This window comes from Blautia sp. HCP3S3_B11 (genome assembly GCF_052064435.1).
Lineage (GTDB): Bacteria > Bacillota > Clostridia > Lachnospirales > Lachnospiraceae > Blautia_A.
The window spans coordinates 76,570-98,639 of the sequence record NZ_JBQHVP010000011.1 but is presented as its reverse complement, the minus strand read 5'-3'; the positions used below and the strand labels follow the sequence as shown (position 1 = coordinate 98,639).

At 39.6% G+C, this 22,070-nt stretch carries 14 protein-coding genes; 1 reads left to right on the top strand and 13 read right to left on the bottom strand.

Annotated elements, in window-relative coordinates:
• Positions 1-9 precede the first annotated feature (9 nt).
• The 11 genes from ACTNC0_RS10355 to ACTNC0_RS10305 form a co-directional block, all read right to left on the bottom strand.
• Positions 10-1,461: a TRAFAC clade GTPase domain-containing protein gene (locus tag ACTNC0_RS10355; RefSeq protein WP_441087290.1), complete on the bottom strand. Its 1,452-nt coding sequence runs from the start codon at positions 1,459-1,461 to the stop codon at positions 10-12.
• Between the two features lie 24 nt (positions 1,462-1,485).
• Positions 1,486-2,139 carry a hypothetical protein gene (locus ACTNC0_RS10350; RefSeq protein ID WP_441087289.1) on the bottom strand — a complete coding sequence of 218 codons (654 nt, stop codon included), beginning with the start codon at positions 2,137-2,139 and terminating at the stop codon, positions 1,486-1,488.
• The gene (locus ACTNC0_RS10345; RefSeq protein ID WP_441087288.1) at positions 2,123-4,078 is read right to left on the bottom strand and encodes a hypothetical protein; all 1,956 of its coding nucleotides are present in this window, start codon (positions 4,076-4,078) and stop codon (positions 2,123-2,125) included. Before ACTNC0_RS10345 ends, ACTNC0_RS10350 begins: the two co-directional genes overlap by 17 nt.
• A 107-nt stretch (positions 4,079-4,185) precedes the next feature.
• Entirely contained in the window at positions 4,186-8,331 is a 4,146-nt protein-coding gene (locus tag ACTNC0_RS10340; RefSeq protein WP_441087287.1) for a tubulin-like doman-containing protein, read from the bottom strand.
• Between the two features lie 41 nt (positions 8,332-8,372).
• Positions 8,373-11,066: a vWA domain-containing protein gene (locus tag ACTNC0_RS10335; protein ID WP_441087286.1), complete on the bottom strand. Its 2,694-nt coding sequence runs from the start codon at positions 11,064-11,066 to the stop codon at positions 8,373-8,375.
• A gap of 201 nt (positions 11,067-11,267) precedes the next feature.
• Positions 11,268-12,104, bottom strand: coding sequence for a hypothetical protein (locus tag ACTNC0_RS10330; RefSeq protein WP_441087285.1), 837 nt, complete (start codon positions 12,102-12,104; stop codon positions 11,268-11,270).
• Between the two features lie 81 nt (positions 12,105-12,185).
• Positions 12,186-12,395: a hypothetical protein gene (locus ACTNC0_RS10325; protein WP_441087284.1), complete on the bottom strand. Its 210-nt coding sequence runs from the start codon at positions 12,393-12,395 to the stop codon at positions 12,186-12,188.
• On the bottom strand, positions 12,392-13,207 hold the full coding sequence (locus ACTNC0_RS10320; protein ID WP_441087283.1) for an HNH/ENDO VII family nuclease: 816 nt from the start codon (positions 13,205-13,207) through the stop codon (positions 12,392-12,394). The genes ACTNC0_RS10325 and ACTNC0_RS10320 overlap by 4 nt, the downstream gene beginning before the upstream one ends.
• A 12-nt stretch (positions 13,208-13,219) precedes the next feature.
• Positions 13,220-13,489: a hypothetical protein gene (locus tag ACTNC0_RS10315; protein ID WP_441087282.1), complete on the bottom strand. Its 270-nt coding sequence runs from the start codon at positions 13,487-13,489 to the stop codon at positions 13,220-13,222.
• A gap of 15 nt (positions 13,490-13,504) precedes the next feature.
• A complete protein-coding gene (locus ACTNC0_RS10310) occupies positions 13,505-13,792 on the bottom strand; it encodes a hypothetical protein (RefSeq protein WP_441087281.1) in 288 nt (95 codons plus the stop codon).
• Between the two features lie 28 nt (positions 13,793-13,820).
• Positions 13,821-17,090, bottom strand: coding sequence for an FtsK/SpoIIIE domain-containing protein (locus ACTNC0_RS10305; protein ID WP_441087280.1), 3,270 nt, complete (start codon positions 17,088-17,090; stop codon positions 13,821-13,823).
• Positions 17,091-17,459: 369 nt separating this feature from the next.
• On the opposite strand from ACTNC0_RS10305, the gene ACTNC0_RS10300 reads away from it, so the two are divergent.
• Positions 17,460-18,002: a prolyl-tRNA synthetase associated domain-containing protein gene (locus ACTNC0_RS10300; protein ID WP_441087279.1), complete on the top strand. Its 543-nt coding sequence runs from the start codon at positions 17,460-17,462 to the stop codon at positions 18,000-18,002.
• A 199-nt stretch (positions 18,003-18,201) separates the two neighbouring features.
• Here the strand turns inward: ACTNC0_RS10300 and ACTNC0_RS10295 are convergent, their stop codons facing one another.
• Together ACTNC0_RS10295 and ACTNC0_RS10290 are read right to left on the bottom strand one after the other, a co-directional pair.
• Positions 18,202-20,259 (bottom strand): beta-galactosidase, encoded by a 2,058-nt coding sequence (locus tag ACTNC0_RS10295; RefSeq protein WP_441087278.1) that lies wholly within the window; start codon positions 20,257-20,259, stop codon positions 18,202-18,204.
• 22 nt (positions 20,260-20,281) lie between these two features.
• The gene (locus tag ACTNC0_RS10290; protein ID WP_227295813.1) at positions 20,282-22,069 is read right to left on the bottom strand and encodes a sensor histidine kinase; all 1,788 of its coding nucleotides are present in this window, start codon (positions 22,067-22,069) and stop codon (positions 20,282-20,284) included.
• Between the last annotated feature and the right edge of the window lies 1 nt (position 22,070).

Sequence of the window (22,070 nt, the reverse complement as noted above, 5' to 3'; positions counted from 1 at the left end):
AAGTCCCTCCTATTTTCTGCCCCATTTTCTTTTCTTTTCCGTTATTTCTGGTTCCTGTATCTCTGTCCAGTTCTCTGCATAGATTTTTCCCCAGGTTTCCATTACCCCTTTAGGATTATCAAAATATTGATCTCTGTAAAATGGTGGAATAAAATTAAATTCCATCAACAGTCTTAGCAATGGCTCCTCTACTCGCACGGGACTGATTTTTTCACAGCTGTCAATCTTATTTCCTCTTATCTGTACCCTACTTCCCAATGCCGAAACAGACACATAATAAGGATCGTCAAAAGTAGCATTCAGGAATGTGGTGAAACTACCTGAAAGATATGCAATGCATGCTTTAGTAGACTCACTCATTGGTGTATAATAACGCTGTCCCAGATGAGTGCCAAGAACAGGTCTGAAACCAGGTGCGATCACTGGCTGTGTAAGAGGGATACCAAGCTGAGCGTTGTTCTTTAATAAGATATCCTGTTTTGCAAGTGCAACCACGCTGGGGCGTTTTATTTTTCCCATTTCAGCAGTAATACACTCCATGATTGCTTCTTTCATGGAATCAATCGTCCGATATAATTGCTCAACTTTTCTGCCACCAAAATACTGTTCCGGAAGACGGGTATAAACTCCTTCCAGAGTCTCCGGATCAACCATCATAATAAATCCGTTTGCCTCTTTAAACTGCGGAACATTATAATCCAGCAGATCATCATTATGATCCCCCTGAAGCATCTCACCTCGCATATCAATCAGACCCAGAATACACTGTTTACTCATCTCGCCACTTGCAGGATCTGCCACATAGTTTACGCGTAACAAATAGGGATCTTTTCTATTTTCCTGTGTTGTACTTGGAAGTTCATTTTTTCCTCGGATATCAAAAGCGAAATTCTGAAATTCCTTTCCCATTTCGCCCATATGATCAAACGACAGATACCCCTGCGGCAGTGGATAATTCTGACCACTCAGAAGCATATGAAGAATAGTAAGATATACCGTTTTTCCAGCTGAACTCGGACCAAGAAGGCTTACCAGATACATAGGAAGTTTACCTGCCATGGGAATGATTGCATTATGACAATAAGGACAGTAAAATTTACGAATCTTACCACTCATTTTCTTTCCGTTTACATCCAGGTTACGCACAATTATAGACTGAACAAAATCTTTTCTGCATTCCTCAATATTCTGAAATTCTCCTGAGATTTTAATCGGAAGAATTTCTTCTTTTTCAATTACCCCTTCTGCTCGAAGTTCTGCCAGCTTTTTATATAAAATCTTCTTATTTCTGCTCCCCGATATTCTATCTCTAATATCCAGGTCATCATTCAGATCGATTTCCTGTGCTCTGTCTAATCCAGAATCAAAAGATTTAATTTCTTCCGGAGCCAGCTTTACACAACGATCTTCCATTTTTAGCGGTCTCATGCAATGAATGCATTTAATCGGATAATATCCCATTTCTTTTTTCCTCCTTCGTATTGCTTACTTCCGGATCATGTTTGCCAGTTTATCCAGCAAACCACCATTCTTACTTCCCTTATTTTTTCCATTCCAAACAGAAAGTCTCACATTCTGTTCGCTGGATCTCAGCTGTGGTGTCCCTGCCATGTCTCCCGGGAAATAAATATTTCTGTAATAGTTTTCCCCACATCTGATTTCTCCCGGAATGTGAAATCTAAACATTTTATTTCCATACAGATATTCATAATAAAGTATTCCCTGCGGAATTTTTTTATTACTGTTTATCCCAAGTGTCACTCCAGACTGATCCTGAATCCATTTCCATTCTATCTCACCACTTCCACAACAGACTTCACACAAAAATTCCGGATATCTGCTCAATTCATTCAGTTCCTGTCCAGAAGGTGCCATCTGATTATCTGACAAAAACACCAAAAATTGTATTCTTCGTATTTCCTGCAAAGAAACGTTATTATATTGAAAAATTGTCTGTATACGATTATTTATGCATTGCGCATATTTCATCACATATGGTCTGTCTAATTCATCCTCTTTATATACCCAGAGAAAATGTGCCTGATAATCATTTCCCGCTGAATCCCAGGAAAACTGAAATTTATTATAATCTGTCTGTATGCCTCTTAATCCCCTCAACGGCTTATAATGATTGGCCACTCTCGTCACTCTCCTGTTCCTGTGTAAATATCTGTCGTTTTGTCAGTTTATCCGAAACTCGTACAATTTCCAGACGATCATCCAGAGCGCATTCTTTAAATGCTACCTGATAATTGGGCTGTTCTAACATCTTTCTGCACAGATAATTTTCTTTATTTCCCATAATGTACAGCCTCTGGTTTTTATTCTGATCTACACTTCCAATCAGACGAACCGGATAAAGCCAGCTCTCTCCTAATTTAGAAATCAGCTGTTCCATATCGGATCCCGCCAGATTTGCCAATTTTGTTTTCATATAAGATTCTCTGCTCTCAATACTTCCGGAAACGATCTTACTGTAATTATCCAGCAGCAATGTTCCCGTTATGTTCGCATTGCCAATGTTTTTCTGAAACATCTCACATAATATACGCTGATATTCCCTGTAAATTTCTGTTACTTTCTTTGGATCATTGTTTGTATATTCCTGCATCCAGTGCTCTGCCTCATCTTGAGGATTTGCTATATGTCCACCACCTGTGTTGAGCAAAAGTTCTGTCTGACGCAGCCGCCGGATTCTGCTTCGAATCAGGCTTTCCATATTCTGAAGAATATCTTTTAAAGTCTCTTTATTTTCCCTGAACCGCTGCATATATCTACCATCCGGTTTTATGGAATTTTCTGCCAGTTTTTTCTGATATCCTTTTAATTCACCGGCAAGCCATCCTTCACAACTTCTGCGCAAATCATTTACATAAACAGCGCCTGCAGTCTTTACATTCAAAGGAGGAACTTTATCCAAAATCTTCTCTCTGTTTTCTTCTACAGCATCCAGACTCTCTACAGAACCTGCCAATTGCATAAAAAATTCTTCAAAAAAACTCTTCCACCATTGCTCTATTAATTCCGCTTCATTTTCACGCAGTGGTGCAAAATAATATCTTTCACTGAAATCTTCCAGAGATTTCTGATATTCCTTTGCGTCAGGAAGAGGAATATTACTATAAACAGGCGCTGTCAGAATATTATATTTCTCATCATGAGGAAGTTTATCAAGATGTTCTTTCCATATACTTCCCTCAAAAAAGGTATTTCTTAAATTATCAAACAATTTATCCTGAGGAAATCTTCCTTCTCTGAAATAGCTGTGAACAGCTAAAAGACGATTTAACATCAATGATTTTACCGGTTCACAGATAGAAATAGCTCTTGCAGTAAAAAAGCATTCTTTCTCTCCTTTTGCAATAGGAAGCATGACTGTATTGACACTTTCTCCATTTTCGCATTCTGTATTTCGAAATACAGTCAGCAGAACGATGATCTTCGCCTTCTGTTCTAGTGAAATTGCCTGTCCTACTTCATTGACGTCTGAAATTATACAACCAGGACAACAACAATCCTGATTATATTTTCTTCCCTCCTGCATGATTTCATCCATAAATGATGTCGCAACACGAAGCTGCCTTCCTGTAAGTTCTATGTTTTCATCACTTGTCAGGATGAAAGGACTCCACTGCGGATGTCTTCTATGTCCTTCCAGCTCACTCTCAACATAAAGGGCAGCCTGTATAAAATTCATTTCTGACCCTTCCTGTTCAAAACATCCTGGAAGCAATACCGGACAAATCATAAGATTATCCATATCCACATTGAGATAATTATGAGATGCAAAATTGATTCCATCATAGAACCTGTCATATATGTTCTCTGCAATCTCTTCTGGTTTACTGTGAATGATCCATACCGTCTGGCTGTCTTCCACAATACTTTTGATTTCTGTTTTCAATAATTCTTCTATCTGAGCATTCTCTCCGATTACCCATAAGAAAACGAGTTTCTTCATGATGACAAAGTTCTTTTTGCTAAAACCATGTTGGGATTCTACAGCTTTCAGAATCGAATCTAGTTTATTTTCTATTTCTTCCGTATTTTGTCTGGTCTGCGCATGATTACTGCCCATGAAAAGTTTCCTCCAAATTGTTTCTTAAAATGAATCATAACGCTGCAAAATAGCGCTGCGTTATGATTCATCTCTATCACAGCCTTTTAAGGACTGCTCTCTATATTTTATTTCTGATCTCCATCATCTCCAGACGAAAATCCCGGATAACCAGTCGACATTCCCGGCTGCGGATATGGATTCTGGCCATTCACTCCCGGCTGCTGGTATGGATTCTGACCACCCATTCCCGGCTGCCGGTATGGATTCTGACCACCCATTCCCGGCTGCTGGTATGGATTCTGACCGCCCATTCCCGGCTGCTGGTATGGATTCTGACCGCCCATTCCCGGCTGCTGGTATGGATTCTGACCGCCCATTCCCGGCTGCTGGTATGGATTCTGACCGCCCATTCCCGGCTGCGGATATGGATTCTGTCCACCCATTCCCAGTTGCTGAGTTGGATAATACTGAATCATCTGCTGAGTTTCTGTATCAAATACCTGCTGACCCGGCTGCGGATTCTCTATCGGCTGCCATGTCTGCGGATTCAGATATTTTGGCATCTTCGGCGGTTCCGGCTGATAAATAATCATCTGACTGGTCTGCGTATCAAATACCTGCTGACCCGGCTGCGGACTCTCTATCGGCTGCCATGTCTGTGGATTCAAATATCTTGGCGTCTTCGGCGGTTCCGGCTGATAAATGATTATCTGTTTAATCTGGGTATCAAATACCTGCTGACCTGGCTGCGGACTCTCTATTGGCTGCCATGTCTGTGGATTCAGATAACGCAGTGGTGCAGTCCCCTGTTGTGGTTCTAATTTATAAGTTTCTGCTTCCTGTTGTGGCTTTTCCACAACAGAAGATGACCCGGTTTCTTTTTTCTCTTCATCTGCCATACTCATTGGAAGCATACGCTTTAATTCTTCTATAGAACCCTGATAGAATTCTATCTTCTCCAGAAAAGCCGGTCTCTCTTCTTTACCTGCGTTGTACATCTCATTGCGCGCTTTTTCCGTCTGCTTTTCGTATGACTGAATATTTTTTCGTATTTCCTTCACATATTCCTCAAGAGCATTCGGATTAATCTCAATACGATTCTTCAGGTTTTCATACTGAAGACTGATTTCTTCTTTTATATCCTGATTCAGTTTTTCACAGAAGCTCTGATAAATCTGATAGTCCTTATAATCCGGATGCATTTCCTGACCTGTTGTCAGTCTGATTGGGAACGGATCTGCATCTGTACGTTTATAAGTTGTATCTCCTGTGATCGGATTCGTCTTAATCATGTGATTCATATTCGCCATCGCAAAATATTTCGGATAATGCAGTTCCTCGTCTATTGTCTCGATTTTTTCCGCCAACTTATACTCATTTTCAAGAGTATTAAGAAGAAGCGGAAAACGAAGTACATTTTCTTTTACATTATCAATCTCTCCCTGCACCTCATTCTGCGCTTTCATATAAGTACCACAACTGTAAAGTTTTATTACATGATCTTCATCCCACAGCTTTGATTTTATTTTTTCAAACTGTTCCATTTTTCCAAGAACTGTAGGTGCTGTCAGACTTGACCTGCTAACGCTCTTCACAACATCTGGATTTGCCTGCTTCAGTAAAAGGCTGTCTGGTCCATGTGTAATGATTCCATTTGCAAAACAGGTATCAAAAATCTTCTTATATCTATCATTTCTTTCCAAAGTTCGTCTGCACACATATGGTGCCTTCCATGCCAGCTGGATATACGGCGAAGCCAGACGGTCACGCCATTCCGGTTTCAGATGTTTTCCACTGCTGGTACTCTGATTTCCCATCTGCTCTTCATATGCTTTTTCCATATCCTGTATAAACGCGTTGGAATACAGTGGATAGCCACTGGCAATTTTTATGATATACATACGGCTTTCTTCTTTGCTCTTCTTCACCATTACACGTTTACTGAGACTCTTGGCTGCAATATGTTCTTTTGTAACCTTATAGATTGTTGGGCAGTTACTCGGCACGGAAATCATAGCAAACTGTTCTACTGTGCCAGTCAAACCTGTACTCTCTTTATACATTGGATAAGAGAATTTCAGAAGATCCTCTACACGGTTTCTGATATAGTCATCCAGACTTTCTCCATTTTTCAGTTTCGTATTCATTACGGATTCCATGTCAATAGTAAGCAGTGTCTGGAAATTCTCTGAAATAAAATTTGAAATAAATCCTGAAATATCTACGCTGGTAGCAATATTCTCATCTACACCGTCAATATCTCTTCCTATCCATTTATGAATATTCTTGGAAAGGCTTCCAAGGAATTCATTTTCAGCCTTCAAAACTGCCGCGTCAAACACATTCTTTCTTGTCTGTTCGAATTCCAGTGGACGAATCAGAATATCTGTGCCTTCATCCACTTTACTTGCATTTACACGAATATAATTTACATTCTTCTCAAAAATGCTCGGCAATTCCAGTAGAATATCTGTAAGCGGACGGAGAATATTTTCATAATAAAGTTTCAATCTTCCCTGAATTTTCTCAATAACTTCGGCAATTTTTTCATTCAGGAAAGCATGTTCTTCATTTCTGTACCATCTGTCCATAGCTTCCAGATAATGTTTCAACGCCTTACTCTTACTTCCTCCAAATCCCAGGTTTCCACCTTCCGCATAAGCCTGTTGCATATTATCTTTCAGTTCCTTGGATTTTCCGGCACACTGCGCACAAAGTTCCAGACAATATTTACGGAATGCTTCCAGCATATGATACAGGCAATAGGATTCTTCTGATTTTACAAAATAACGCAAGTATACAGGACCTGTCTTTTTGTTTTCAAGATTCGTTTTGATAAATTCTTTTAATCTTCCTTCCAGATATCCCGGAAGATTTCCCGCCTGCTGCACTACAGAACGCTGAAATAGTGCAAGCCAGTTATTTACAGCCTGATAAGGTGCATTATTTGGCCATACATCCGCATATTTATAATTTTTTTCATTAAGAAACGGTCTGTCAACTGTCACATTGCGATAAAGCGCACTGCGGATCGTTTCCTCTGTCATTTCCAAATCTCGGTATACTGTCTGATTAAAAATTGTCTCCGTTGGTCTGTTCTTAAACATTCCCGCATCCAGACGTTCAAATACTCTTGCTGCAATTAATGTAGAAATTTCCGTATATGGAATTTCAATCTTAGAAGCTCCCAGAGAAAGATAATTATAACATGCCGGATATTTCGCAGATGCTGTTAAAGTTGTAATATATCCCTGAATATTATTATACATGGATGCCATGGTACTGGTTGATGTTTCGCCGCCTACTTCTCCTGAAATATAGGCAAAAACATTCTCGGCAACAGATCTGAGAATTTTGTCATAACTGAAAGTATGACCTCCAACATCAGAAGCATCCAATAAGTGACAGAAATCAAATGGGCATTCCAATTCATTAAGTACAAATCCTTTCGGGAACTTCTGATAATAACGTTCCTGGTGCTCACCTGTGCTCATCCAGTATTCCAGTTCCTTCAGGCAAGAAAAGCCATTGGTTCTCAGAGCTTCTGTTTTACCACCATTTAATTCATTAACATCTGTCATGATCAGATAACCCATCATATTTACATTTGGGCTCTTTTCTTTGGCAATTTTTCTCAGAATATATGCCATATCAAGGAATGTACCAGCTCCTGTACCACCGGAAATTCCACTGAATACATAAATCAGTAACTCCTCAATATGTGGATTATTTGTTATAAGGTTATCAATTTTACCAGAAACAGAATTTCTGACTTTCTCAATGTTATTGGCAAGAAGCATTCTTCCTATCTGGCGGATACCGCCGGCACCTCTTGCACCGGCCACCTGGTTCACATCATCATCAAACCACTGCCAACATTCTTCGCCCGCTGCCTTTGCCTTTTTGATATCCTGAATTACATCTGGTGTAGATTTAACGGAAATATCACAGAACTCATTTCCAAATGGATCGAAATGTGCAGTGCCATACGCTGTTGCCTGTACACTGCTGTCTGTATCGATTTCCAGAAATCCAACATTTTTCGGCTGATCAGCAACAGGTGCTCCTGTTTTATCAGAAGGGAGAATCATTCTTGTTTTCACCTGATCTTTGATACGTATCAGCGCATCTGCTCCACTTCCTCCAAGACCTACAAACAAAACTGCACTCCTCTCATCTGCAGGTACTCTGGCTCCTCCGTAATAGATTCCTCCATTTTTTGAAAGACTGAGAGATTTCTCCAATAAGCTAACTTCTTTCTCTTCTGCCATCTTCTTTCCCTTACCTTTCCATTAGTTTTTGCGTTATATTTTTAGAAAAAGCCTCCAAATCCGTTGTCAGATCCGTTTCCGTTAGAATCTTCACCGCCAAAATTAAATCCGCTGTTTCCTCCACCATTATTTACTGATCCCTGAGAATTTTCCTGGGATCCAGTTTCAAAACTTCCCTGTGAAGCGTTGTCATCTGATGTACTTCCTCCAAAATCTTCGGTACTTCCAAATCCATCATCATTTCCGCTTCCTCCGAAGCCTCCGCCAGTTCCAAATCCTCCGGCATTTCCGCCTCCTCCGAAGCCTCCGCCAGTTCCAAATCCTCCGGCATTTCCGCCTCCTCCGAAGCCTCCGCCAGTTCCAAATCCTCCGGCATTTCCGCTTCCTCCGAAGCCTCCGCCAGTTCCAAATCCTCCGGCATTTCCGCTTCCTCCGAAGCCTCCGCCAGTTCCAAATCCTCCGGCGTTTCCGCTTCCTCCGAAGCCTCCGCCAGTTCCAAATGGTGTTCCAAAACTTTCATTGCCGAAATCCGGGCCATTACCTGAACCTCCAAAAGTCACGCCGCCCCAGTTACTGTTATCTTCACCAAGTCTCAACGATACGGTACTTGTCATTCTGCCATCTGCTGAAAACTGAATTCCCAGCTTATCACCTTTGGTCAGTACACGGGTTATTCCCTTAGCAGGATCTACTGTCTGTCCATCAATCATGACCATTCCCTGAACCTTTGGCATGATCTTCACGGAAATTTCACCACCCTTACGTGCAATCAGTTTTACTTTTCCAAGGAGCGGAGACAGTCCTGCATTCATGATCACATCGCCCATAGTACTCTGTGCAAACGTATCATTCTGGATGAGTCTTCCAAGAATAACTTCCGATGTCTTAGATGGCGGAATGATTGTTGCCGGTGCCGGAGTCATATTCACGAGCATTGGCGGCAGTGACAATTCGACAGTCACCGGATCTTTCAGCAATGGTTTGGTTGCTTGTCTGAGTGCAGTAATAAGCGCTATAAGAACTAACAGAATCACTATACCTGCCACAAACCAGATCCAGGATCCTCTTACCTTTGCATCCAGGGTAAGTTCTGCATTCTGACCATACTCATCTGTAAGAGTCAACTTAACAAGTCCGCTTCCTGTTTTCAGTGGTGTGATATTTAATTCTCCTGTGCCTTTATTATAACTGATGTCAATAACACTTTTCTCCGATTCCTCAACATTACAATTAAGTGTAGAAAAATCTTCACACTGAACATAATCTGTCAGATTTAATGTTTCTTTTGTTTTGATTGGATTGCACCACAGACTTACCTTCGGATAATTCTTAGAAACAGCAAGCTGTTCTCTGTCTACAGCCACCTGAAGCTGTGAAGCTTCCTTGGAAAAGCTTCCATCTTTTCCTTCCAGTTTCGCAGTAATATAATAGTTTCCGGATTTTTCTGGTGTCATTTTGTAATAAAATGCACTCTTTTTCTTGTTATACTTCATAGGCAGGTTTTCGCCTACTATATTTCCTTTATTATCTACAATCGTGCAAACTGCAGTTGCTCCTGCAAGAAGGTCACTGTCTTTGATTGCCTCATCGGCACGTACGAGTGTTCCTTTGATAGTTACTGCCTCACCGGCTACCGGATTCTTACTGTTCTTAAGTACAAAGGAAATATCATATGTAGTCAGAAGATTGATCTGAACAGCGTCATCTGCCTCACCAGCTACACTGACTTTCCATACTCCCTGTGCCGGATACATGATCTTAAGGATTGTATAAGTTGATACTGTGCCATCCTGTGTGGTATCTGTTGCAACGATCACTCCATGTGCTTCATCCAACGGAATATCTGCACCTGTCGGATCTGTCAGCTTTGGATCGCTGACTCCCTTATCTGTAAGAATAACAATATTTGCTGTAAGGACACTGCTGTTATCAATTACAAAATCTGTCTGATAACGTCCATCTTTGTATTCCGCTTTCAGATCTAAAGATTCACCATCTGCAACGTTACCAAAAATATCCTTCATATTCTGGTTAAATTCAGAAGCACTGGTAATATTATAAAACTGTCCGCCAGTCTGGTCGGCAATATTCTGCATATAATCTATATCCAGTTTTCCATCCCAGTTCAAACCAATGGAATAAATCGGAACACCAAGCTGAGACGCTTCTGACAGAGTAGTAGTCAGCTCTGCATTGGATTCCTCGACTGTTCTTGGCCCACTTGGAAGATCCGTATTTCCATCACTTAAAAGAATAATGATCGGATGTCTGTCATTTCCAAATGATCCGCCATCTTTCAGCATCTTCAAAGCTTCTGTCAGACCCAGGGAAATATCTGTATCCCAGGTTCCCTTTACAGAATCCTTAAGTCCGGAAAGACGATTTCGAAATGCTTCTTTATTTTCTTCTGTAGAAAGGTCTGTCAGCCCTGCACTGTCCATGATGACATTGGTAAATTGTACAAAGCCTGCTCTTGATGTATCAGACGATGCAAGTTCAGTAAAAAGGCGTCCTGCCGTCAGTCTGAGTTTCATAGCATCTGACTTTTTCATGGAACCACTTCCATCAATTGCAAAGATAACATCAAAATTCATATTATCTGAAGTCATTTGCTGACTGCTGTCAGTCTGGCTGTCTGCTGCCTGTTCTTCAGCAGCCCATACTGCATTTCCCGGCAGACACACAATCATTGTCATTACCAGAAATGCCAAAAGAATGTTTTGTAATTTCTTCATACTCTTTTCTTCCCCTTTGTTTAAAATATATATACGAAACCTCCCTTTCACTTCGCTGATGTGTCAGCAAGTTGGCAAAATTCTTCAAGAAATCAACTTGTTGGCACACTGGTATTCTCATCATATCTTCATGCCTTTTCTTAATTTTTATTATTTTTTGATGAGTTTTTTACTCTATGATCCGGAGATGTTTTTTCATTTTTATTTTTTCCATGATGAAAACACGGCCCTTCCAACAATAACCAGAACGATTGCCGATAAAATCACTCCCTGATATGCCTGAACCACGCCAAAGATTCCTGTGATCAACACACAAAGAACCCCAACTATTCCATATGTTAATGCCGCAAAAATTACAAAAGCCATGATTGCCGCAATACAATATACAGGCACAGAATTTATATTTCTTCCAAAGCTCTTCTGATATAACAATAATCCGGCAATTCCAACAATCCCCGGTAAAATTCCGCCAAACGACAGTGTTGCACATCCCGTCGCCGCGACTGTTGAAACATTTGTATAGATTAAATCTAAAAAACATTTATCCAAAAACAACGCCAGTGCCGCAAATAATATAGCTCCGATTCCTCCCAGAATTATCCATTGAAGTGCACCTGACATTCCAGCAGAGCTAAATACCTGTTTCTGTTGGATTTTGGATCCTGGCATTTGTTCCTGCAAAATGTTGGAATGTGATATATTTTTTTGTGAAGTATGAAATTGGGGCAGATGTTTCTGTTCAGTATAGGATTCCTTGCTCTTTTCCGGAATAATTTCCATATCCGGTCCATGGAAAGTATATCCTGCAAAAGCTCCTTTTTCATTTGTCACAATTTCCAGCGGCCTTTCAAAACCTGTCGATTGTCCCTGACAGATCAGACTATTTATCTGCTCTCTTTTAGTTGACGATTTATCCTTTAGCAATTTTACCCAGAGATTCCTTTCCCCGGCTACAAGATATACAACTCCATCCAAGTCTTTTCTTTTGGTTTTTTCTACCAGCTGATATTGCCTGTATATCCCCTGTACTGTTTTCATCTTCTTCACTCCTCTTTCGAATTCCCTTTTTTTGCAAAAATCTCTTTTCGGAAGAATTTTTTCAGGAATTTTTTCTTGGAACTATTGTAATTTTAAAGATGTAAGAATGTTTTCCACGTTTCTGAAGAACTTTCTTGTTTCCTCAAGTTCATCCTCAAGCTCATCTAACGATTGCAACATTTCCCTCATACTGATCTCCTCAAATTTCTTTCCAACACCATCTTCCCAGCAACACTTCTCAAAATCTTCTTTCACTTTTCTTCTGACATAAGAAACAACTTCTGTCTTCATATCCCGTGCCCCATTTCCTTCTTTAAAATCTCGGCCCTGCGTTTCCAGTAGGCAGTTCTCAATACTTGAAAACCCTGCCGGTTAATGCCGGACGGAATATCTGCAGTATTGATATGTAAGGTTTTATGATCTGCTTTATGTCTGCTTCCTGGTATCTCAATGATTCCTCCGTTTTCTGACTGAATCATATGGTGCAACTCCACAGGCTTTCCATCATATCCGACAGGTGCGTTTCCACACTCCATACGGGAAATATTATCAGATGTAGGAGCAAAAGCACTTCCATCGCAATAAAATGTCGTATTTCTGTAATTCATCACACCATATCTGCCAGGCGTACCACTGTATCCATACTCTTGCAGATTTGTCTGAACAGTATGAATCTCTATCATTTTCAGGTATGCATTCAATATTCTCTTCGCGCCCGAAATAGATCGAAAACACCTTTTTTCTGCATATTTTATTTTTTGCAGGTACTCAGGAATTTTTTTACTGAGAAAACAAAGTTCTTCTTCCTGCTGCTCCAGTTTTTTTAATTTTCTCTGGGCTGCTTCTATTTTGCACTGAATTTCGTTCAACTCTTTTTCATCTTTTGCCTGACTCCTTTTATCCATAAGGAAATTCCGTTCCCTTTTCCACTCTGTCTGTTTATCCATCACATAGGATCTTTTCTGTGTGATCCGGTCCTGCTGGGAATTAAATGCTCGTTCTATATCTTTTATCGCATCTTCGATATACTCTCTGTTTTTATTCAGCGAAATGTAATAATTCCATATTTCATCTGGATCAGATTTCAGAATACCGTCTGCCATTTTTCTTCTCCATTACTTACCATGAGACTCCAAAAGATCTGCATACTGATTCAAAGCAATAACAACTGTTTCCAATGGCTCTTCGCCCAGCTCAACTGCTTTGGATACATAATCCACAATTTCCTGTGCCTGCTGATAAACACGGTCAGACTCTGAACCCTCGATAGCGGAAAGCATTACCTTTGCACTGTCATTGTTCTGTGAAATTGTATCCATACACAGCTTAACGACCCTCGCTAGTGACCGAACATCTCCTGAACTTCCAAATACTTTTCCTTCCATGATATTCCTCCCTGTTTACCGGAACATTTCTTCTATGTGATTTTTATGTTCCAATTCATTCTGTGCTTTTCTTTCCAGTTCTCTGATCCGTTCTTCTCCTGCCATTGACGCTTTATAAAGAGCATCTGCAACAATTTCCAGTTTTGCTGAAGCTTTTGTTGCCATTCCCGTACTTCCAAGAGTCGCTGAAGCACTCGCCGCCGCTATTTTTAATTTTTTCGCATTACTGTTAAGAACATCCAGATATTCCTTATCAAACTTCTGGCAAAATCTGATGACCGATTCAAGATCAATATCTACCATATCTTTATCCTCCATCTTTCTCAGCAATCTATAGTTTATAAGGTATAAAACGTTTTCCTTTTCTTCCATTGTGATAGTATCCCAGATGTGGTGCAAGTTCCCTGATCAGTCTCGACTGCTCGAGGAATTCCCCCGCCTCATAGTCACTCATAGGAAATGCTATTTTATGATTGAAATCCAATGTTTTTATATCTCTAAAATCCCGTAATGCTGTTGCAGAATCATATATAACCAGATTAAAGACATTACAGGTAGGTCCCAGATGAATAATCTTTGCAATATCAGAACGCGCATCATACAGATAAGAATTCTGTATTTCTGTCAGCTCCTCATCATTCTCTGTGTCATCTTCCTCATCTGAAATACCAGACAACAAATCAGAACTTCCAAACAATGCCTCAAACTCACTTAATGCCGGATCATTGATATCAGCTGATTCTTCCTCCTGATCTGCATTTTCTTTATCTATGCTAATTTCTGGTTTCTTCGAAAGCACCGGGGCCTTTCTTTTCTCATCTGCAAGTATATCCGCCATTGCATCCAGCCCCAGCCATACAACCAGATATTTCTTTCGGTTGCCTCTGTTTTTCAACAATTCCAGCAAATCATATATTTCCCGGCAAACATCTTCCAGATTATCTTCCACTGTGATTTCCGGCATATTTTTTGCCATTTCCATAATCTCTGGTTTATATTCTTTATATACACTTGCATATGGATCCGCGAGAACTCTGACCGAAAAATCTGGCTGCCGGCAAAAACTTCGGATAACTGCACTTAAAATCCGCATTTGCTGCTCTTCTGTTCCGGAAACACACATCATATTGTTACCCTTTCTCTGCAACAGTGGAAAATGGAGAGCAAATTCTAAGTCTACCGGTCTTCCAAGATAGATCTGCATATCTTTGCTTCCATCCCTGTGCGATGGAAGACACTGTCTCTCCCACTCATCAATTTCATCCGGTTTCATTGCATCTACTACACGTTCATCAAAAACATCTGCTTCATAATCAGATGCATTGTAAACTTCCCTTGCTTTCTCATTCACATTGTAACGACAGGTACCATTAATATAAATTGCAGTCGCACGCTCGATAGTAGCCACTTCTTCTCTATCTTCATTCTCCTGCACAGTCTGAACCGCAACTTCTCCAACCTTCATATGTGCAAAAGACCGAAGCTGGTCATTATCATTTACATTCAGAGTTTCTTTCAATTCATCCATATAATTAGCAAGTGCGATTCTTGCTTTAATCTGCTTTTTTCCCTTATCAGACAATCCTCGTAGTCCGTCTACGATTGCCTGATCAGATAACAGAAGAATAATTCCCAGGGCTCTGGCTTCTGATAAAATATTTTCTAATTTTATCTTATAATCCGGTTCTAACTGCGCATGCTGACTCATTACATGAAATTCATCCACAATTACCAGAAGCCTTGTCATGGCATTTTTTCCATATACTTTTCTGTAATCTGTGAAAGAAGTGATATTACTTTTTCCACCACCCATTTTATATTGATAATCTGCCTGTGCAATAATATTCTGCCGACGATTCATTTCTTCCACGATTTTATCCATGAAAGCATAGGAAAAATCCGAAGTCTTAGAGAGACCGATAAACCGAATATGAGGCGGTGTATTTGTTTTATAAGAGTAAAACTCTGTAATTTTATAATCAGCCAGCCAAAGTTCCACATCCTCTGGTCTATAGTTCATTACGACAGAGCTGATGAGCATATGAAGCAGTGAACTCTTTCCAGATCCGGTTCCACCACAGATCAGGCCATGCGCATTCAAAGCCTGTCCAAGTGAATATGACAGAATTTTTCCTCTCTGGTCGATAGCAAATGGGATATGTAAACCGTTCGTAGAATCCATTTGTCCAAAAGGACTACTGATATCAAAAACACGCTGGAATTCATTATCTAATTTTATTTCGCTTGAAAGCTCCGCTACAATTTTTTCAATAAACTCTAAATGTGAATTTCCTGTATGCCAGTGTTGAAAAGCGTTGGTAGATCCTTTTGATGAAATCCAGGAACTATTTGCCCCCATCTTAACCCGAATCAGATTTTGAAGCGCCTCTGAAGAAAAGCAGCCTTCAAATCCCTTCTTCCCAACATCTGTATTTTCCTGTTCCCAGCGATCTTCATTATTCAGAATGATTACAAAAATACCAAGTGTTCTTCCATTTTCGATCAGATATTGAAGATTTTTTAAATCTGTATCTGAATATCCTTCATGAAGATTCTGTGCAACAACCACCTGATATGGAATCCATGATTCCATTCCATGCTGCATATTATACTCAGTCACCGTTGTGCAAGAAGCTTTCTCATTGATCACAGCAGTCATTCTCTGTACCAGACTGCTCAATCCCGTGCTGATATCTTCCTTCTTCAAGTAAGAATGTACTAACTGATAGTTTCCACTTGTCACCTTTTTATTCAACAAGACAACATCTGTTTTCTTTACACGCTGAAGACGGATAAAATCCCTAAAATCATTTCCAGATGTAACAGCATCCATAAAATGCAGTTCCATATAATATCTGGGAGTACTTCTCAACATCTGATAAATCACCGATTGAAGCATCTGCCTCGCTCCTGCTGATGTCCTGCTTTTATAATCAATACAGATCTGTACAGGTGCAGATAACATAAATCCCCATGGAACAGCAAGATATTCTCCCTCACGGCAGGAATCAAAGAGCACTTTTTTTCCGTCAAGTTCTTCCAGTTCTTCTCTCTCCTCTTCTGTTACCAGAGGTTTCAGAAAATCTCCAAGAAAGATTCTTTCGTTTTCCAGAGTGTCTGGTACGGTATAATTCGTCCAGTCGGAATCCGAAGAACATCCGCCATAGCACTTCACGTTTTTATACGCAATGCAATACTGGTCAGAAATCTGATCAAGTTTATATAAAATTGATGTAGACTCATTCTGGCAGTTTTCTATCTGATTTTGCATAAAATTCAAAAGCCCGTTCAATTTTCCCATTAATTCCTGATAAACGTCTCTTTGGCTTTTTCCAAATCCAAGCATACTTTTAAGCAATGACCATAATCCACCACTGTTGGCAAGTTCGAGTCTTAACTGAGTCAGTTCCTGTTCCGTATATATCTTTGCCTCTCCGGCTCCAACCTTACCGTACCTGTTTCCAAAACGGGCAAAAAGTTCATTTTTCTGACGTTCATATTGTTCATTTTCTATGAATAATTCATTGCATCGGGAATTTATTTCATGATACGATTGTATCAAGTTTAGAATTTGTTGATAACACTGCTTAAAATCAAACATTTTTCTTTTCCTTTCTGCCAAATTTCCTTCTTATCCTTCTCACAAATAACGTTATTTGTATTATAAAACCTTATACATCTTATTGTCAATTTCATAAACAATAAAACCAATTTATTTTTTAGATTATCATTACTGTTCACTCCGTGCCCGGTAACACGCTACGCGATGCAGGAAATATGAACCTCCTTGTGCAAAGTCCAAGGAGTATCGTTTGCTTCGCAAACTTAATTTATGCTAACAGCAGAAGAACTCTTTTTAATACCCTTCCCATCCATTATATTGTTTTTTATAAACCTCTGTGCTACAATGCCTGCAGATATATTCAAAACAATGCTTTTACATTTATAATCACTCGAAAGGAATCAAAAAATGGAATTATTACATGGACGTCCTGCCAGCAACGCCGGGCGATTAGAAAAAGAAATACGTGTTTATGATTTATTAGACTCTCTTGGCGTCTCCTATGACCGGGTAGATCATGAGGTAGCCATGACTATTGAAGCATGCCAGGATATAGACGCATTATTCGGAACACATATGTGCAAGAACCTCTTCCTGTGCAACAGACAGGAGACAGACTTCTATCTCCTGCTGATGCCAGGAGACAAGAAATTTAAAACAAAAGAACTCTCCTCTCAGATAAACACCGCCCGGCTCTCCTTTGCCAACGAGAAACATATGGAAGAATTACTGGATATCACTCCGGGTTCTGTAAGCGTTATGGGACTGATGAACGACAAGGACAATAAGGTACAACTCCTGATTGATGAAGATCTTTTGAACCAGGCTTATCTTGGCTGCCATCCATGTATCAACACTTCCAGCCTCCGTATAAAGACAGATGATATTTTAAATGTATTTCTCCCTGCCGTTCATCATCAGGCACGTTATGTGAAATTACTCGGGGAATAATCTATCAAAAAAACTGCCTGATAAAAATTACCAAGATTATCCTTTCTGCCATATATACAGACAAATAAAAACTGCTATATCAAACATTTCCTGATATATGTTTCTTTGAATAACAAGCCAAATATATCATTCTTGTTTCTATAGCAGTTTTTAGTCAGTCCCCGTCTTTATATTCTTTCGGTAACTCTCGAAATACTTTTTATTCTATTACTTTATACACAGCAGTTCCAAATGCAGGAAGTGTACATCTTCCTGTTGCTTCTGTTTTATCATAAAGTGCAATCATTGGTTTCTGAAGTGTATATTCAATCTTTTCAGCCTGGTAGTTTAATACAAAAATGTATTTCTCTCCATCCTTCTCACGCATAATCACTTCCGCTGTTTCCGGAGCTTCAATATATTCTTTAAATGGCTCTTTAATCTTCAGATAATCAAACAATGCTTCAGTATTTTCCTTATTGAAAGTTGCCCCCAGATGTAATACCTGTCCTTTGCCAACTGCATGGCAGGTAAGCGCAGGATTTCCTTCATAATAGCTGTTTCCATAGACGGCCAGTGTTTTTGTGCCTTCCAGCGGTGTAATAATATCATTAAATACTGGCATTGGAATTTTCTTATCGCTAAACTCTGCAAATACCTCGTCTTCTGCAGGACTTGTAAATGTAAAATCACGTACATCTGTACCGGTAAGTTCTGCCAGCAACCCCGGCTGTGGAAGCATCACACATTTACCATTCATATCTTTATAACCCGAACGGCATCCGATAACCAATGTTCCGCCCTGCTCAACATATTCTTTCAGAAGTTTCACGCGTTCTTCACTGATCAGAACCGGATGTGCATAAAACAGTACCGGATATTTCGTCAGATCTGTAAGTTCGCTGTCCTCCTGCAGATATACAATGTCATATGGTGTATGTGTCAGCTGAGCAGCTTTAAAGATTCCCTGCTCGCTTGCTCCTGCTACTCTGTTGTGCCATGTATCTACAGAAGTATCCCATTCATTATCGTAATCTTTAACAATTGCAAATGCTGCTTTATATTCTGAATTGCATACACCGTCAATTGCTTTTAACTTCTTATAGAAATCCTGAACCTCTCTGTATTTACGATTCTCGCGATTATCATAATCCAGAATTCCATGCCAGTAGATTTCTGTACCAAATGTACAGGTTCTCCAGCGAAAGAAAGAAATATAATCAGCACCGTGAGCTACACTCTGCATTGCCCAGAGAGTTAACTGTCCCGGACGCGGAGACGGTGCTTCCATTCTGGTTGTCCAACCATTTCCACCGGACTGCTGTTCCATAATTCCAAAATGAGGGCAAATAGAACGTACCTCTGCGAGATTATGGGACCATTTACGATCATTCAGATCATCACTGTGTAGCGGATCGCGATCCAGACCAAATGCAAAATCCGGATAAGAATCATAGCAATAAACATCAAGAGACTCTTTCTCCATTTTATGATTGTCGAGATTCCAGAATTTACCATTTGTTGTGATATAGTCTCCCGGTTTTACATATTTTTTGATAATCTCTGCCTGCATTTTACAGAAATGACGGGCACTCTCTGAAATAAATCTGATATAATCCAGATGCTGATGAGGATTAATTCCCCGAGTTAAAACCGGGCGCAGAACATAAATCTGATCCCATGCTGTATAAGTCTGATTCCAGAAGGTAGTTCCCCATGCTTCATTTAATTTCTCCAGAGTTCCATACTGTTTTCTGAGAAATTCACGAAATGCAACAGAATCTGCCTCTGAATAAAACTCATCCACTTCACAGTTGATTTCATTATCAATCTGCCATCCCACGATTGCCGGATGTTTCGCATAATGAGCAGCTTCTCTCTCCACAACCCTTGCACAAAGTCTCTGATAAACCGGTGAGTTATAATTATAATGTCTTCTTCCTCCATGTCTGAGAAGCACACCATCTTTCCGTGCATTTAAGACTTCCGGATATTTCTCTGTCAGCCATGCAGGAGGAGTTGCTGTAGGTGTTCCGAAGATAACTTTCATCTGCTTTTCACTGCATAGGTCCAGAAATTCATCAAAGAAATCATAGGTAAAAACACCTTCCTCCGGCTCTACTTTGCTCCATGCAAACTCTGCAATACGGATCACAGAAATTCCGGTCTTCTTCATTCTGTCAAGATCATCTGCCCAGAGTTTCTTATCCCAGTGTTCCGGATAATAACAGGTTCCCATTGTCAGTTCGTTCCATTTGTAGTTCTGTTTTGCATTCATTGTCATGTCCTCCACTAAACATTTATGTTTCATTCAGAGTATGATTGCCAGGTACCTGCATTACAGGAATCCTGAAAGTCACCTCTGTTCCTTCTCCCGCTACACTTGTCACATGAAATTCACATGCTTCTCCATATAGCAAATTCAACCTTCGATATACATTACTCAATCCAATACTGCTTTTTTTGTTTTTATCACTATAATTCTGAATGACCTGTTTTAACTGCTCTTCATCCATGCCTTTTCCATTATCCGTCAGATTAAACTGAAGATATTTGTTATTACATAGCTGAATGTTGATCCACAGGATTCCTTTTTCAATCTGTTCTTCCAGACCATGTACAATACTGTTTTCTATAACCGGCTGAATGATAAAGCTTGGTATATAGAAATTCAGCACTTCATCAGGAATATTATGTCTGATCTCTATTTTGTCTCCAAACCTGTATTTCTGGATAAATAAATAGTTATCTACAACCTCCATTTCCTGTTTTACCGTATAATAGTCTTCCCTTTTGATACTTGCCCGGAGAAATTTTCCCAAAGCAACTGCCAGATCCGTTATTTCACTGTTTCCATTTGAAAAACCAAGCCAGCTTATCGTATCCAGACAGTTATACAAAAAATGAGGGTTGATTTGCATTTTCAGAAATTCAATTTCAGCCTCTCTGTTTGCAATTTCCAGCGTATAATTCTTCTCTATCAGATTCTGTACCTTATCCGCCATCTGGTTATAAACCATACCAATCTGGTTGATTTCATCCTGATTTTCCACCTCGAATCGGGAATCAAAATTTCCTTCCTGATATGCTGTCATACTATCCACTAGCTTCTTTGTCGGTTTTACCATAACTCTGGCGGCATGTCTCATTATTACCAGAGACACCAGAAGCACGATTCCAAACGTAAGAAGTACACTCAGAAGGGCAATTCCTATATTCTTCCACAACTGCCCTACGTTGATAGTAGAAACCAAAAGCCATCCATTGTTCATATACTGATATGTGAAATAGCTATTCTTCTCAGTACTGGGATCTCTGACAATTTTTACTCTCTTAAAATCTCTGGTCTTCAGTGGAAAAGAAATTCCCTGCATATTTTCTTCACTGGATACAATAATATCCATCTCATTATTCAAAAGATAAAAACGGTTTTTATAAGTACTCGGAACAGATCGAAGCTTCTCACTGAAGTATGAATTTTTACATTCAATAACCATATATCCAATAGGCTTAAAATCGTCAACACTTAAGATTGCGCGATACAGGCCAACCATCCCGTTTTCTTCATCGTCTGCCCATAATGCACCTCCGTTTTTTGCATATATCTTTTCTCTTGTGATATCATCGGCTTTCATCTTTTTACCGGAAGTTCCTATTACAATTTCCACACCATCAGAAGAATATATTCTGGCTGATACAATACCTGGAATATTAAAAATACTTCCTCGAATATCTCTGGAAATCGCTGTTTTTTCAATCTGAAAAGATGTTTTCTCCGGTTCCATAACCTTTTGATGATTAATTGATTTTAAATTCTTCTGCACACTGTTATTGATCAGAATTGACACAGAAAGTTGATCTATCTGGCTGATTCTTTCTTCTATTCTTGTTTCCGTAGCTGCAGTAACATCATTCATATGAGATTTTGCCTGTGAATTATAAACGCTCGAAAAACGAATTCCAAAAACAATCAAAAGAACCATACAGGAAATGAACATTAACAGCATATAAACTTTAAAAATTTTGTTCATCAGACCGCCATTTGTTTTTAAGCCACCTGTTTTCTTTAATTTATTTTGTCTTGCCATA

Bases quoted from the DNA above. Each gene is read 5' to 3' on its own strand.
- ACTNC0_RS10355 (WP_441087290.1), bottom strand. From the start codon at position 1,461: ATGGGATATTATCCGATTAAATGCATTCATTGCATGAGACCGCTAAAA.
- ACTNC0_RS10345 (WP_441087288.1), bottom strand. From the start codon at position 4,078: ATGGGCAGTAATCATGCGCAGACCAGACAAAATACGGAAGAAATAGAA.
- ACTNC0_RS10340 (WP_441087287.1), bottom strand. From the start codon at position 8,331: ATGGCAGAAGAGAAAGAAGTTAGCTTATTGGAGAAATCTCTCAGTCTT.
- ACTNC0_RS10335 (WP_441087286.1), bottom strand. From the start codon at position 11,066: ATGAAGAAATTACAAAACATTCTTTTGGCATTTCTGGTAATGACAATG.
- ACTNC0_RS10330 (WP_441087285.1), bottom strand. From the start codon at position 12,104: ATGAAAACAGTACAGGGGATATACAGGCAATATCAGCTGGTAGAAAAA.
- ACTNC0_RS10325 (WP_441087284.1), bottom strand. From the start codon at position 12,395: ATGAAGACAGAAGTTGTTTCTTATGTCAGAAGAAAAGTGAAAGAAGAT.
- ACTNC0_RS10320 (WP_441087283.1), bottom strand. From the start codon at position 13,207: ATGGCAGACGGTATTCTGAAATCTGATCCAGATGAAATATGGAATTAT.
- ACTNC0_RS10315 (WP_441087282.1), bottom strand. From the start codon at position 13,489: ATGGAAGGAAAAGTATTTGGAAGTTCAGGAGATGTTCGGTCACTAGCG.
- ACTNC0_RS10310 (WP_441087281.1), bottom strand. From the start codon at position 13,792: ATGGTAGATATTGATCTTGAATCGGTCATCAGATTTTGCCAGAAGTTT.
- ACTNC0_RS10305 (WP_441087280.1), bottom strand. From the start codon at position 17,090: ATGTTTGATTTTAAGCAGTGTTATCAACAAATTCTAAACTTGATACAA.
- ACTNC0_RS10300 (WP_441087279.1), top strand. From the start codon at position 17,460: ATGGAATTATTACATGGACGTCCTGCCAGCAACGCCGGGCGATTAGAA.
- ACTNC0_RS10295 (WP_441087278.1), bottom strand. From the start codon at position 20,259: ATGAATGCAAAACAGAACTACAAATGGAACGAACTGACAATGGGAACC.
- ACTNC0_RS10290 (WP_227295813.1), bottom strand. From the start codon at position 22,069: ATGGCAAGACAAAATAAATTAAAGAAAACAGGTGGCTTAAAAACAAAT.